The organism is Streptococcus sp. 343_SSPC, assembly GCF_001072385.1.
Classification (GTDB): domain Bacteria; phylum Bacillota; class Bacilli; order Lactobacillales; family Streptococcaceae; genus Streptococcus.
On the sequence record NZ_JVKU01000017.1, the window covers coordinates 30,762 to 44,150 of the forward strand.

General features: G+C 39.6%; 25 protein-coding genes. All 25 read left to right on the top strand.

Annotated features, from left to right (window positions below):
- Positions 1 to 18: 18 nt before the first annotated feature.
- Positions 19 to 300 (top strand): 30S ribosomal protein S19, encoded by a 282-nt coding sequence (rpsS, locus tag ADH27_RS05280; RefSeq protein WP_000533766.1) that lies wholly within the window; start codon positions 19 to 21, stop codon positions 298 to 300.
- An 11-nt stretch (positions 301 to 311) separates the two neighbouring features.
- On the top strand, positions 312 to 656 hold the full coding sequence (gene rplV / locus ADH27_RS05285) for a 50S ribosomal protein L22 (RefSeq protein WP_006595188.1): 345 nt from the start codon (positions 312 to 314) through the stop codon (positions 654 to 656).
- A 12-nt stretch (positions 657 to 668) separates the two neighbouring features.
- Complete coding sequence (gene rpsC, locus ADH27_RS05290) at positions 669 to 1,322, top strand: 30S ribosomal protein S3 (RefSeq protein WP_006595187.1); 654 nt, start codon at positions 669 to 671, stop codon at positions 1,320 to 1,322.
- A 3-nt stretch (positions 1,323 to 1,325) separates the two neighbouring features.
- On the top strand, positions 1,326 to 1,739 hold the full coding sequence (rplP, locus tag ADH27_RS05295) for a 50S ribosomal protein L16 (RefSeq protein ID WP_023024998.1): 414 nt from the start codon (positions 1,326 to 1,328) through the stop codon (positions 1,737 to 1,739).
- 9 nt (positions 1,740 to 1,748) lie between these two features.
- Entirely contained in the window at positions 1,749 to 1,955 is a 207-nt protein-coding gene (gene rpmC / locus ADH27_RS05300; RefSeq protein ID WP_003002350.1) for a 50S ribosomal protein L29, read from the top strand.
- A gap of 23 nt (positions 1,956 to 1,978) precedes the next feature.
- Entirely contained in the window at positions 1,979 to 2,239 is a 261-nt protein-coding gene (gene rpsQ / locus ADH27_RS05305) for a 30S ribosomal protein S17 (RefSeq protein WP_000440801.1), read from the top strand.
- 25 nt (positions 2,240 to 2,264) lie between these two features.
- The gene (gene rplN, locus ADH27_RS05310; protein ID WP_002894494.1) at positions 2,265 to 2,633 is read left to right on the top strand and encodes a 50S ribosomal protein L14; all 369 of its coding nucleotides are present in this window, start codon (positions 2,265 to 2,267) and stop codon (positions 2,631 to 2,633) included.
- A 77-nt stretch (positions 2,634 to 2,710) separates the two neighbouring features.
- The gene (rplX, locus tag ADH27_RS05315; protein WP_006595185.1) at positions 2,711 to 3,016 is read left to right on the top strand and encodes a 50S ribosomal protein L24; all 306 of its coding nucleotides are present in this window, start codon (positions 2,711 to 2,713) and stop codon (positions 3,014 to 3,016) included.
- A 23-nt stretch (positions 3,017 to 3,039) separates the two neighbouring features.
- On the top strand, positions 3,040 to 3,582 hold the full coding sequence (rplE, locus tag ADH27_RS05320; RefSeq protein WP_006595184.1) for a 50S ribosomal protein L5: 543 nt from the start codon (positions 3,040 to 3,042) through the stop codon (positions 3,580 to 3,582).
- A gap of 17 nt (positions 3,583 to 3,599) precedes the next feature.
- The gene (locus tag ADH27_RS05325; protein WP_001085699.1) at positions 3,600 to 3,785 is read left to right on the top strand and encodes a type Z 30S ribosomal protein S14; all 186 of its coding nucleotides are present in this window, start codon (positions 3,600 to 3,602) and stop codon (positions 3,783 to 3,785) included.
- Between the two features lie 284 nt (positions 3,786 to 4,069).
- Complete coding sequence (rpsH, locus tag ADH27_RS05330; RefSeq protein ID WP_006595183.1) at positions 4,070 to 4,468, top strand: 30S ribosomal protein S8; 399 nt, start codon at positions 4,070 to 4,072, stop codon at positions 4,466 to 4,468.
- Positions 4,469 to 4,656: 188 nt separating this feature from the next.
- Complete coding sequence (gene rplF / locus ADH27_RS05335) at positions 4,657 to 5,193, top strand: 50S ribosomal protein L6 (protein WP_048716291.1); 537 nt, start codon at positions 4,657 to 4,659, stop codon at positions 5,191 to 5,193.
- 83 nt (positions 5,194 to 5,276) lie between these two features.
- Positions 5,277 to 5,633 carry a 50S ribosomal protein L18 gene (gene rplR / locus ADH27_RS05340; protein WP_003010871.1) on the top strand — a complete coding sequence of 119 codons (357 nt, stop codon included), beginning with the start codon at positions 5,277 to 5,279 and terminating at the stop codon, positions 5,631 to 5,633.
- Positions 5,634 to 5,650: 17 nt separating this feature from the next.
- On the top strand, positions 5,651 to 6,145 hold the full coding sequence (rpsE, locus tag ADH27_RS05345; RefSeq protein WP_006595182.1) for a 30S ribosomal protein S5: 495 nt from the start codon (positions 5,651 to 5,653) through the stop codon (positions 6,143 to 6,145).
- Between the two features lie 14 nt (positions 6,146 to 6,159).
- Positions 6,160 to 6,342, top strand: a complete 183-nt coding sequence (gene rpmD, locus ADH27_RS05350; RefSeq protein WP_002894509.1) for a 50S ribosomal protein L30 — start codon at positions 6,160 to 6,162, stop codon at positions 6,340 to 6,342.
- A gap of 145 nt (positions 6,343 to 6,487) precedes the next feature.
- Positions 6,488 to 6,928 (top strand): 50S ribosomal protein L15, encoded by a 441-nt coding sequence (rplO, locus tag ADH27_RS05355; protein WP_006595181.1) that lies wholly within the window; start codon positions 6,488 to 6,490, stop codon positions 6,926 to 6,928.
- A gap of 12 nt (positions 6,929 to 6,940) precedes the next feature.
- Positions 6,941 to 8,248 carry a preprotein translocase subunit SecY gene (gene secY, locus ADH27_RS05360; protein WP_006595180.1) on the top strand — a complete coding sequence of 436 codons (1,308 nt, stop codon included), beginning with the start codon at positions 6,941 to 6,943 and terminating at the stop codon, positions 8,246 to 8,248.
- A 96-nt stretch (positions 8,249 to 8,344) separates the two neighbouring features.
- Positions 8,345 to 8,983, top strand: a complete 639-nt coding sequence (locus tag ADH27_RS05365) for an adenylate kinase (RefSeq protein WP_006597039.1) — start codon at positions 8,345 to 8,347, stop codon at positions 8,981 to 8,983.
- A gap of 116 nt (positions 8,984 to 9,099) precedes the next feature.
- The gene (infA, locus tag ADH27_RS05370) at positions 9,100 to 9,318 is read left to right on the top strand and encodes a translation initiation factor IF-1 (protein ID WP_001029883.1); all 219 of its coding nucleotides are present in this window, start codon (positions 9,100 to 9,102) and stop codon (positions 9,316 to 9,318) included.
- 23 nt (positions 9,319 to 9,341) lie between these two features.
- Entirely contained in the window at positions 9,342 to 9,458 is a 117-nt protein-coding gene (gene rpmJ / locus ADH27_RS09880) for a 50S ribosomal protein L36 (protein WP_001808836.1), read from the top strand.
- A gap of 17 nt (positions 9,459 to 9,475) precedes the next feature.
- Complete coding sequence (gene rpsM, locus ADH27_RS05375; RefSeq protein WP_003009631.1) at positions 9,476 to 9,841, top strand: 30S ribosomal protein S13; 366 nt, start codon at positions 9,476 to 9,478, stop codon at positions 9,839 to 9,841.
- 26 nt (positions 9,842 to 9,867) lie between these two features.
- On the top strand, positions 9,868 to 10,251 hold the full coding sequence (rpsK, locus tag ADH27_RS05380; protein WP_001118385.1) for a 30S ribosomal protein S11: 384 nt from the start codon (positions 9,868 to 9,870) through the stop codon (positions 10,249 to 10,251).
- Positions 10,252 to 10,296: 45 nt separating this feature from the next.
- Positions 10,297 to 11,235 carry a DNA-directed RNA polymerase subunit alpha gene (locus ADH27_RS05385; RefSeq protein ID WP_006595177.1) on the top strand — a complete coding sequence of 313 codons (939 nt, stop codon included), beginning with the start codon at positions 10,297 to 10,299 and terminating at the stop codon, positions 11,233 to 11,235.
- A gap of 11 nt (positions 11,236 to 11,246) precedes the next feature.
- Complete coding sequence (rplQ, locus tag ADH27_RS05390; RefSeq protein WP_006595176.1) at positions 11,247 to 11,633, top strand: 50S ribosomal protein L17; 387 nt, start codon at positions 11,247 to 11,249, stop codon at positions 11,631 to 11,633.
- 196 nt (positions 11,634 to 11,829) lie between these two features.
- Positions 11,830 to 13,131 (top strand): gamma-glutamylcysteine synthetase, encoded by a 1,302-nt coding sequence (locus ADH27_RS05395; RefSeq protein WP_048716293.1) that lies wholly within the window; start codon positions 11,830 to 11,832, stop codon positions 13,129 to 13,131.
- The last annotated feature ends 258 nt before the right edge of the window (positions 13,132 to 13,389 follow it).

Below are 13,389 nucleotides of genomic sequence, written 5' to 3' on the forward strand. Positions count from 1 at the left end.
AAAGGAGAAAATAATAAAATGGGACGCAGTCTTAAAAAAGGACCTTTCGTCGATGAGCATTTGATGAAAAAAGTTGAAGCTCAAGCTAACGACGAAAAGAAAAAAGTTATCAAAACTTGGTCACGTCGTTCAACGATCTTCCCAAGTTTCATTGGTTACACTATCGCAGTTTATGATGGACGTAAACACGTACCTGTTTACATCCAAGAAGACATGGTAGGTCACAAGCTTGGTGAATTTGCACCAACTCGTACTTACAAAGGTCACGCTGCAGATGACAAGAAGACACGTAGAAAATAAGGAGAACATAAATGGCAGAAATTACTTCAGCTAAAGCAATGGCTCGTACAGTGCGTGTTTCACCTCGTAAATCACGTCTTGTTCTTGACAACATCCGTGGTAAAAGCGTAGCCGATGCAGTAGCAATCTTGAAATTCACTCCAAACAAAGCAGCTGAAATCATCTTGAAAGTGTTGAACTCAGCAGTAGCAAACGCTGAAAACAACTTTGGTTTGGAAAAAGCAAACTTGGTAGTATCTGAAGCATTCGCAAACGAAGGACCAACGATGAAACGTTTCCGTCCACGTGCGAAAGGTTCAGCTTCACCAATCAACAAACGCACAAGCCACATCACAGTGGTTGTGACAGAAAAATAAGGAGGTAACATCGTGGGTCAAAAAGTACATCCAATTGGAATGCGTGTCGGCATCATCCGTGATTGGGATGCCAAATGGTATGCTGAAAAAGAATACGCGGATTACCTTCATGAAGATCTTGCAATCCGCAAATTTATTCAAAAAGAATTAGCTGACGCAGCGGTTTCTACTATCGAAATCGAACGCGCAGTAAACAAAGTTAACGTTTCACTTCACACTGCTAAACCAGGTATGGTTATCGGTAAAGGTGGAGCAAACGTCGATGCACTTCGTGCAGCTCTTAATAAATTGACAGGTAAACAAGTTCACATCAACATCATCGAGATCAAACGTCCTGACTTGGATGCTCACCTTGTTGGTGAAGGAATTGCTCGTCAATTGGAGCAACGTGTGGCTTTCCGTCGTGCTCAAAAACAAGCGATTCAACGTACTATGCGTGCTGGAGCTAAAGGAATCAAAACTCAAGTATCAGGTCGTTTGAACGGTGCAGATATCGCCCGTGCTGAAGGATACTCTGAAGGTACAGTTCCACTCCACACACTTCGCGCAGACATCGATTACGCTTGGGAAGAAGCAGATACAACTTACGGTAAACTTGGTGTTAAAGTATGGATCTACCGTGGTGAAGTTCTTCCAGCTCGTAAAGACGCTAAAGGAGGTAAATAACCAATGTTAGTACCTAAACGTGTAAAACACCGTCGCGAATTCCGTGGTAAAATGCGCGGTGAAGCAAAAGGTGGAAAAGAAGTATCATTCGGTGAATACGGTCTTCAGGCTACAACTAGCCACTGGATCACTAACCGCCAAATCGAAGCTGCTCGTATTGCCATGACTCGTTACATGAAACGTGGTGGTAAGGTTTGGATCAAGATCTTCCCACACAAATCATACACCGCTAAAGCTATCGGGGTACGTATGGGATCTGGTAAAGGGGCACCTGAAGGTTGGGTAGCACCAGTTAAACGTGGTAAAGTAATGTTTGAAGTTGCTGGTGTATCTGAAGAGATCGCTCGCGAAGCGCTTCGTCTTGCAAGCCACAAATTACCAGTTAAATGTAAATTCGTAAAACGTGAAGCAAAATAAGGAGAGGTCATGAAACTTACAGAAGTAAAAGAATTTGTTAAAGAACTTCGTGGTCTTTCTCAAGAAGAACTCGCGAAGCGTGAAAATGAATTGAAAAAAGAATTGTTTGAGCTTCGTTTCCAAGCTGCTGCAGGTCAATTGGAGCAAACTGGACGTTTGAAAGAAGTGAAAAAACAAATCGCTCGTATCAAAACTGTTCAATCAGAAGCTAAATAATAGACTAGGGAAGGAGAATTTCAATGGAACGCAATAATCGTAAAGTTCTTGTTGGACGCGTTGTGTCTGACAAAATGGACAAAACAATCACAGTTGTAGTTGAAACTAAACGTAACCACCCAGTCTATGGTAAACGTATCAACTATTCTAAAAAATACAAAGCACATGATGAAAACAACGTTGCCAAAGAAGGCGATATCGTTCGTATCATGGAAACTCGTCCGCTTTCAGCTACAAAACGCTTCCGTCTTGTAGAAGTTGTTGAAGAAGCGGTTATCATCTAATCAAACCTGAAAGGAGAAAACTGAAATGATTCAAACAGAAACTCGTTTGAAAGTCGCAGACAACAGCGGTGCTCGCGAAATCTTGACTATCAAAGTTCTTGGTGGTTCAGGACGTAAATTTGCAAACATCGGTGATGTTATTGTGGCATCTGTAAAACAAGCTACTCCTGGTGGTGCGGTTAAAAAAGGTGACGTTGTAAAAGCTGTTATCGTTCGTACTAAATCAGGTGCTCGTCGTAAAGATGGTTCATACATCAAATTCGACGAAAATGCTGCAGTGATCATCCGTGAAGACAAAACTCCTCGCGGAACTCGTATCTTTGGCCCAGTCGCTCGTGAATTGCGTGACGGTGGTTTCATGAAGATCGTATCACTTGCTCCAGAAGTACTTTAATTTTAAAAATCACAAACACAGTCCCCTGGCTCATTGGCCAGGGTGCCCATCGGGCGTAAGAATAAAAGGAGAATAAAATGTTTGTAAAAACTGGCGACAAAGTTCGTGTAATTGCTGGTAAAGACAAAGGTGTTGAAGCTAAAGTCGTTGCTGCTCTTCCAAAAGTAAATAAAGTTGTTGTTGAAGGTGTAAACCTTGTTAAAAAACACCAACGTCCAAATAACGAAAACCCTCAAGGTGCTATCATCGAAAAAGAAGCTCCAATCCATGTATCAAACGTTCAAGTCTTGGACAAGAACGGTGTTGCTGGACGAGTTGGCTACAAATTCGTAGACGGCAAAAAAGTTCGTTATAACAAAAAATCAGGCGAAGTGCTTGACTAATCACGAAGGAAAGGAGAAGTATAATGGCTAATCGTTTAAAAGAAAAATACCTTAATGAAGTAGTTCCAGCTTTGACTGAACAATTTAACTACTCATCAGTTATGGCAGTGCCAAAAGTTGATAAGATCGTTTTGAACATGGGTGTTGGAGATGCTGTTTCTAACGCTAAAAACCTTGAGAAAGCTGCTGAAGAATTGGCATTGATCTCAGGTCAAAAACCACTTATCACAAAAGCTAAAAAATCAATCGCCGGCTTCCGTCTTCGTGAAGGTGTAGCGATCGGTGCGAAAGTAACTCTTCGTGGCGAACGTATGTACGAATTCTTGGACAAATTGGTTTCAGTTTCACTTCCACGTGTTCGTGACTTCCATGGTGTTCCAACAAAATCATTTGACGGACGCGGAAACTACACACTTGGTGTGAAAGAACAATTGATCTTCCCAGAAATCAACTTTGATGATGTTGATAAAACTCGTGGTTTGGATATCGTAATCGTAACTACTGCGAACACAGACGAAGAATCACGTGCATTGCTTACTGGCCTTGGTATGCCGTTTGCAAAATAATATAGGAGGTAAAACTAATGGCTAAAAAATCTATGATTGCTAAGAACAAACGCCCAGCGAAGTTCTCTACTCAAGCATACACTCGCTGTGAACGTTGTGGACGTCCACACTCAGTTTACCGCAAGTTTAAACTTTGCCGTGTTTGCTTCCGTGAATTGGCATACAAAGGACAAATCCCTGGTGTCACTAAAGCATCTTGGTAATTTAAGATATCAAGGGCGTTAAAACTCCAAGTGAAAATAGGAAACTTGACGAAGAAACTTTAGTTTCTAGGAAAGTTTATCTTTTTCACACAGAGTTAAGCCCGGGTTCAGTTGGGCTTGCCAATTTGAACACGAGCTACAGCTTTGGCAAAAAAGACCAATTTATTTCTGAGCAGAGCTCCTACACTAAATTGCCTATTTTTGCTCGTGCTGTTACGCTCTTTGTATCATGTATTAACTAGCAAGTGAAACATTCAAACTACTAGTAAGAGGAGAAATATAAAATGGTTATGACTGACCCCATCGCAGACTTCCTAACTCGTATTCGTAACGCTAACCAAGCAAAACACGAAGTACTTGAAGTACCTGCATCAAACATCAAAAAAGGGATTGCTGAAATCCTTAAACGCGAAGGTTTTGTAAAAAACGTTGAAGTAATCGAAGATGACAAACAAGGTATCATCCGCGTGTTCTTGAAATACGGAGCAAACGGTGAAAAAGTTATCACAAACTTGAAACGTGTTTCTAAACCAGGTTTGCGTGTTTACAAAAAACGTGAAGATCTTCCAAAAGTTCTTAATGGACTTGGAATTGCTATCCTTTCAACTTCTGAAGGTTTGCTTACTGATAAAGAAGCACGCCAAAAGAATGTTGGTGGAGAAGTTATCGCTTACGTTTGGTAATATTTAGCTCCTAATTTCGTTGTGGCTCTTCGTTATTGTCTCTTGCCTAACACAAAGTTATGTCTGCGAGACAATGCCTCGATTCACCTAGAAATTAAGACCTAAACATTAACTTTTAAATCAAAATGATTTAAACCCCGTGAAAACTGGCCTTCAAAGGCCTGACAATTTAACAGGAGAATAAAAACATGTCACGTATTGGTAATAAAGTTATCGTGTTGCCTGCTGGTGTTGAACTCACTAACAATGACAACGTTGTAACTGTAAAAGGACCTAAAGGAGAACTTACTCGTGAGTTCTCAAAAGATATTGAAATCCGTGTGGAAGGTACTGAAGTAACTCTTCACCGTCCAAACGATTCAAAAGAAATGAAAACTATCCACGGAACTACTCGTGCCCTTTTGAACAACATGGTAATTGGTGTTTCAGAAGGATTCAAGAAAGAACTTGAAATGCGCGGGGTTGGTTACCGTGCACAACTTCAAGGAAACAAACTTGTCTTGGCTGTAGGTAAATCTCATCCAGACGAAGTTGAAGCTCCAGAAGGAATTACTTTTGAACTTCCAAACCCAACGACTATCGTTATCAGCGGAATTTCAAAAGAAGTAGTTGGTCAAACAGCTGCTTACGTACGTAGCCTTCGTTCACCAGAACCTTACAAAGGTAAAGGGATCCGTTATGTTGGTGAATTCGTTCGCCGTAAAGAAGGTAAAACAGGTAAATAATGTAGTTTGGTTGTTTTTCAACCAATCTTCATCTTACCAACTCAGTGCTTAGCACATGATTTTAAAATTAAGAGGTGAAAATTGTGATTTCGAAACCAGATAAAAATAAAATCCGTCAAAAACGCCACCGTCGCGTTCGCGGAAAACTCTCTGGAACTGCTGATCGCCCACGTTTGAACGTATTCCGTTCTAATACAGGCATCTACGCTCAAGTAATTGATGACGTAGCGGGTGTAACGCTCGCAAGCGCTTCAACTCTTGACAAAGAAGTTTCAAAAGGAACTAAAACTGAACAAGCCGTTGTTGTCGGCAAACTTGTTGCTGAACGTGCAGTTGCTAAAGGTATTTCTGAAGTGGTGTTCGACCGCGGTGGATATCTATATCACGGACGTGTTAAAGCTTTGGCTGATGCAGCTCGTGAAAACGGATTGAAATTCTAATAGGAGGACACTAGAAAATGGCATTTAAAGACAATGCAGTTGAACTTGAAGAACGCGTAGTTGCCATCAACCGTGTTACAAAAGTTGTTAAAGGTGGACGTCGTCTTCGCTTTGCAGCTCTTGTAGTTGTTGGTGACCGTAACGGACGTGTTGGTTTTGGTACAGGTAAAGCTCAAGAAGTACCAGAAGCAATCCGTAAAGCAGTAGAAGATGCTAAGAAAAACTTGATTGAAGTTCCTATGGTTGGAACAACAATTCCTCACGAAGTAACATCAGTGTTTGGTGGAGCTCGTGTATTGTTGAAACCAGCTATCGAAGGGGCTGGGGTTGCTGCAGGTGGTGCAGTTCGTGCCGTTGTTGAATTGGCAGGTATTGCAGATGTAACATCTAAATCACTTGGATCAAACACTCCAATCAACATTGTTCGTGCAACAGTGGAAGGTTTAGCTCAATTGAAACGCGCTGAAGAAGTTGCTGCCCTTCGTGGTATTTCAGTTTCTGACTTGGCTTAAGAAAGGAGATTCAAATGGCTCAAATTAAAATTACTTTGACTAAGTCTCCAATCGGACGCATCCCGTCACAACGTAAAACTGTTGTAGCACTTGGACTTGGCAAATTGAACAGCTCTGTTATTAAAGAAGATAACCCAGCAGTACGTGGTATGATTACTGCAGTATCTCACTTGGTAACAGTTGAAGAAGTAAAATAATCTATTTTGAAATAGAACAAGGTTTTCAGGGGTATGAGAAATTTCTCATCCCCTAAAACTAAATATAAGTATAGGCGAGTTTGTAGTCGGGACACCTTTTCCTGATTACATGCGTTAGCAATTTACAAAAGAGGAGAAAATAATAATGAAACTTCATGAATTACAACCTGCTGCAGGTTCACGTAAAGTCCGCAACCGTGTTGGTCGTGGTACTTCATCTGGTAATGGTAAAACTTCTGGCCGTGGTCAAAAAGGTCAAAAAGCTCGTAGCGGTGGCGGTGTACGTCTTGGTTTTGAAGGTGGACAAACTCCATTGTTCCGTCGTCTTCCAAAACGTGGATTTACAAACATCAACGCTAAAGAATATGCGATTGTAAACCTTGATCAGTTGAACGTCTTCGAAGATGGTGCTGAAGTAACACCAGTTGTACTTGTTGAAGCAGGTATTGTAAAAGCTGAAAAATCAGGAATTAAAATTCTTGGTAACGGAGAATTGACTAAGAAATTGTCTGTTAAGGCAGCTAAATTCTCTAAATCAGCTGAAGAAGCTATCACTGCTAAAGGTGGTTCAGTAGAAGTCATCTAAGAGGGGTGACCTATGTTCTTTAAATTATTAAAAGATGCATTTAAGGTTAAACAAGTACGATCAAAAATTTTATTTACTATTTTTATCATACTTGTCTTCCGAATTGGGACCACGATTACGGTTCCTGGTGTGAATGCGAAGATCCTTAACAACTTACAAGATGTTTCCTTCTTGAATATGATGAGCTTGGTGTCAGGGAATGCCATGAGAAACTTCTCTGTCTTCGCCCTCGGGGTGAGTCCTTACATCACGGCTTCCATCGTAGTTCAGCTCCTTCAAATGGATTTGCTTCCAAAGTTTGTTGAGTGGGGGAAACAAGGAGAAGTTGGGCGGAGAAAGTTAAATCAGGCAACACGCTATATTGCCTTGGTTCTAGCTTTCGTTCAATCCATTGGAATTACAGCTACTTTCCATACTTTGTCACAAGCTAAATTAGTATCGACACCGAACGTTGAAACCTACATCTTAATTGGTGCAATTTTAACGACAGGTTCGATGATTGTGACCTGGTTGGGAGAACAGATTTCAGACAAAGGATACGGAAACGGTGTTTCTATGATCATCTTTGCAGGGATTGTTTCTTCCATCCCAGAAATGATCAAAGGTGTTTATGAAGATTCATTTGTTAACGTCCGTCCTGGACAATTGAACAATTCACTAATTTTCGTAGGTGTGTTAATCTTAGCGATTTTAGTGATTATCTACTTCACAACCTTTGTGGAACAAGCACAGTATAAAATTCCAATTCAATACACAAAGATTGCACAAGGAGCACCATCTAGTTCATATCTTCCATTGAAGGTTAATCCAGCTGGAGTTATTCCTGTCATCTTTGCTAGTTCGATCACAGCTGCGCCGGCAGCAATTTTCCAGGTCATTAGTGCCATGGGTTACAATGCTGGATGGGTTCGAACAGCACAATCTATGTTAGCAACCAATACACCAACAGGTGTAGCAATGTATGCTTTGCTAATCATTTTGTTTACTTTCTTCTACACATTTGTACAGATTAACCCAGAAAAAACTGCGGAAAATCTACAAAAGAGTGGTGCCTACATTCCAGGTGTACGTCCTGGTAAGGGAACAGAAGACTACATGTCACGTCTTCTTAGACGGTTGGCTACGGTTGGTTCTCTCTTCCTTGGATTCATCACCATTATTCCAATTCTTGCCCGGGATGTCTTTGGTTTAACAGATACAGTTGCTCTCGGAGGAACTAGTCTCTTGATCATCATCTCAACTGGTATTGAAGGAATGAAACAATTAGAAGGTTACTTATTGAAACGCAAATACATTGGTTTCATGGATACAACAGAATAGAATTAGGTTGACATTGTCAACCTTCTATTTTGTTTTTAAATAAGTTTGTTAGATCGTAACAGACTTATTTAAAAACAAAATAAGGAGCAAATGATTATGAATCTATTAATCATGGGATTGCCTGGAGCAGGTAAGGGGACACAAGCGGCTAAGATTGTCGAACAATTTCAAGTTGCACATATCTCAACTGGGGATATGTTCCGTGCTGCAATGGCCAATCAAACCGAAATGGGTGTGTTGGCAAAATCATTCATCGATAAAGGTGAATTGGTGCCGGATGATGTGACAAACGGGATTGTAAAAGAACGTTTGGCTCAAGACGATATTAAGGAAAAAGGATTCCTCTTAGATGGTTTCCCTCGTACGATTGAACAAGCACATGCTTTGGATCAAATCTTGGTCGACCTTGGTCTTGAACTTGAGGGAGTGATCAATATCGAAGTAGATCCATCTTGCCTTCTTGAACGCTTGAGTGGACGTATTATTCACCGTGAAACAGGTGAAACCTACCATAAGGTATTCAATCCACCAGCTGATTACAAGGAAGAAGACTACTACCAACGTGAGGACGATAAACCAGAAACGGTTAAACGTCGCTTGGATGTGAACATTGCTCAAGGTGAGCCAATTCTTGCTCATTATCGTGCAAAAGGGTTAGTCCATGATATCGAAGGAAATCAAGACATTAACGACGTCTTTAAAGATATCCAAAAAGTCTTGGAGAATTTGAAATAAAAACGTTTTAGTCACTTGCAATAATTGACAACAAGTGATACAATGAATTAGTCTGACTTATAATTGTTACCTCTGTGCTCAGAGGAATGAATCGAAATTTATGGAGGTACTTTTGCGTGGCAAAAGACGATGTGATTGAAGTAGAAGGCAAAGTAGTCGATACGATGCCGAATGCTATGTTTACGGTTGAACTTGAAAATGGACATCAGATTTTAGCAACAGTTTCTGGTAAAATTCGTAAAAACTATATTCGTATTTTAGCGGGAGATCGTGTTACAGTGGAGATGAGTCCGTACGATTTGACACGTGGACGTATCACATACCGCTTTAAATAATCGAAAAACTTGGAGGGATAAAAATGAAAGTAAGACCATCGGTCAAACCAATTTGCGAATACTGTAAAGTAATTCGTCGTAATGGTCGTGTTATGGTAATTTGCCCAGCAAATCCAAAACACAAACAACGTCAAGGATAAGATAGAAAGGAGAAAACATGGCTCGTATTGCTGGAGTTGACATTCCAAATGACAAACGTGTAGTAATTTCATTGACTTATGTATATGGTATCGGACTTCCAACATCTAAGAAAATTCTTGCTGCTGCAGGCGTTTCTGAAGATATTCGTGTTCGCGACCTTACACCAGATCAAGAAGATGCTATCCGTCGTGAAGTTGACGCAATTAAAGTAGAAGGTGACCTTCGTCGTGAAGTGAACTTGAACATTAAACGTTTGATGGAAATCGGTTCATACCGTGGTATCCGTCACCGTCGTGGACTTCCTGTTCGTGGACAAAACACTAAAAACAATGCTCGCACTCGTAAAGGTAAAGCTGTTGCGATTGCTGGTAAGAAAAAATAAGAAAATAAAATAAGGAGGTAAAAATCTTGGCTAAACCAACACGTAAACGTCGTGTGAAAAAGAATATCGAATCAGGTATTGCTCATATTCACGCAACATTTAATAACACAATTGTTATGATTACTGATGTGCATGGTAACGCAATTGCATGGTCATCTGCAGGTGCTCTTGGTTTCAAAGGTTCTCGTAAATCTACACCATTTGCTGCACAAATGGCTTCAGAAGCTGCTGCAAAATCAGCTCAAGAACATGGTCTTAAATCAGTAGAAGTTACTGTTAAAGGTCCTGGTTCTGGTCGTGAGTCTGCTATTCGTGCTCTTGCTGCTGCTGGTCTTGAAGTTACTGCAATCCGCGATGTGACTCCTGTGCCACACAATGGTGCTCGTCCTCCAAAACGTCGCCGTGTATAATCATCAACAATTACACAGCTTTTCGTTTCAGAGGGAGTATAGCAAATGATTGAGTTTGAAAAACCAAATATAACAAAAATTGATGAAAATAAAGATTACGGTGTATTTGTAGTAGAACCACTTGAACGTGGTTATGGTACAACACTAGGGAACTCTCTTCGTCGCGTATTATTAGCTTCACTTCCAGGTGCTGCTGTTACTTCAATTAACATTGAAGGTGTATTGCACGAATTTGATACAGTTCCAGGTGTCCGTGAAGACGTTATGCAAATCATTCTTAACGTTAAAGGGATCGCTGTAAAATCTTACGTCCAAGACGAAAAGATTATTGAACTTGATGTAGAAGGTCCTGCAGAAGTAACTGCTGGAGATATTCTTACAGATAGTGATATTGAAATTGTAAACCCTGATCATTATCTTTTTACAATCGGTGAAGGATCAAGCTTCAAAGCAACTTTGACTGTAAACAGCGGTCGTGGTTATGTTCCAGCTGATCAGAATAAGAAAGATGATGCACCAGTAGGTACACTTGCTGTAGATTCAATCTATACGCCAGTGACAAAAGTTAATTACCAAGTTGAACCAGCTCGCGTTGGTAGCAACGATGGTTTTGACAAACTAACCCTTGAAATCTTAACAAATGGAACAATTATTCCAGAAGATGCTTTAGGTTTATCTGCTCGTATTTTGACAGAACACCTTAACCTCTTTACGAACTTAACAGAAATCGCGATTGCGACAGATGTTATGAAGGAAGTAGATACAGCATCAGATGATCGAGTACTAGAACGTACCATCGAAGAATTGGATCTTTCTGTTCGTTCATATAACTGTTTGAAACGTGCCGGTATCAATACTGTGTATGATTTGACAGAAAAATCTGAACCAGAAATGATGAAGGTTCGTAACCTTGGACGTAAGAGTCTCGAAGAAGTTAAAGTTAAGCTTGCCGATTTAGGCCTTGGGCTAAAAAACGATAAATAGAGGAGGAATACATGGCTTACCGTAAACTAGGACGCACTAGCTCACAACGTAAAGCAATGCTTCGTGATTTGACAACAGATCTTATCATCAATGAAGCAATCGTAACAACTGAAGCACGTGCAAAAGAAATCCGTAAATCAGTTGAAAAAATGATTACTTTAGGTAAACGTGGTGACTTGCATGCACGTCGTCAAGCAGCTGCTTACGTACGTAACGAAGTTGCATCACAAAACTTTGATGAAGAAACTGGTAAATATTCAGAAACAACTGCACTTCAAAAATTGTTCTCTGAACTTGCACCACGTTATGCTGAGCGCAATGGTGGATATACTCGTATCCTTAAAACTGAACCACGCCGTGGGGATGCTGCGCCAATGGCAATTATCGAATTAGTATAAAATCATCAATTTTGTTGAGTGTTATGATGTTGGAAGAACTGGATGGTTCTTCTTAGTCTAGCTCTGGTCTGCCGCTAGGATTTATCCTAGCGGTAACACTCATCATATTGAGGTAAATGGTAGACGCTTGTTTACGAAATTGCTTTAATTTAAAACAATTTCGTAAGCAGGCGTTTTTTGGTATAATAGAAGAGTTATGACAGTAAAAGAAAAATTACAAGCACTCGCCCAGCAATTATTGGCAAAGCGTTACTTCGCCTCGCTAAAAGATAATCCAGAGCAGTTCATTGGGGTTGAACTCGAATTTCCAATCGTAAATACAATGGGGAATAAAACGGATGTACTGGTTACAAAGGCTCTTTTTAGGTATCTGCAAGAAGTTGAAGAGTTTATTGCGATTAAAGAAGATGAAGATGGGAACCCAGTCCAGTTACAGCATAAAATAAACAAAGATCAAATTGTATTTGAGTTATCTTACAATACCATTGAATTTGCTTTTGAAAAGACTAAAACCATCCAAGAAGTCGAAAGCCGGTTTCAACACTATTTAGGAATCATTCAACCATTCTTAAGAGAGAGAAAGCATCAAATAGAAGGAAAAGGCATCCATCCTTATTGGAGAATAAATGATAATCAACCTGTAAAAATTGATCGTTATAAAATGCTGATTCAATTCTTACAACTGTCTGGACAAGAACCTAACCATCGATTCCATCATTATCCAGACTATGGAACCTTTATTTGCGGCAATCAAGTACAATTGGATGTTTCAAGAACGAATTACTTGGAAATAATTAATGCGATGAATAAGGTGGAGCCAGCAAAAGCATATCTGTTTGCTAATTCCATTTTCGATGGAGAAGACTGGGATACGAAGATCTCAAGAGATATTTTCTGGGAAGATTCCATGCATGGCTTTTATAAGGAAAATGTTGGTGTAAATCCTAAGGCGTTTATAAATGAACATGACTTTCTAGAATATTTAGCGAAGACTGCCTTGTTTTATGTTTATCGTGAGAAAGAAATCTTATATTTCGAACCTATTAGAGTAGAAGATTATCTCGCAAAAGAAAAAATAGTAGCCTATCGCTTAGATGGAACTAGACAAGAAATAAAACCGCAGGAAGAGGACCTGAAGAATCATAGAAGCTACCATTTTCAAGATTTAACAACAAGAGGAACCATCGAATATAGAAGTGTTTGTACGCAACCATTAAATAAAACATTTGCACCAATTGCATTTCATGTTGGATTGCATCACAATATCAAAGAATTAGACGAGTATTTAGCTCAAAATATCATTTTTGATTTTAATAAAGATAATCCGAAAGAATTAAGAAGGCAATATTCGAAAAAACAGTTAACTGAAAGTGAATTAGTGAAAATTAAACAATATTCACTAGATCTGTTAAAAATCTCAAAAAGAGGATTGATGGATCGAGGAAACCGAGAAGAGGTTTATCTCGAAGAAATCATAAAAGAACTTGGGAAGTGCTGATTTAACAGCATTTCCTTTTTTCAAATTAAAAAAACAACAAAAAATTTAAAAAAATAGAAAAAAGATATTGACAAGTTTTCATGGTCGTGATATACTAATATAGTTGTCGCGCGAGAGCGACAAAGACCTTTGAAAACTGAACAAGACGAACCAATGTGCAGGGCGCTATAACTAAGGTTATAGTACTGAACAATGAAAAAAACAATAAATCTGTCAGTGACAGAATGAGTTTAAGACAAACAATTATTTTAATGAGAG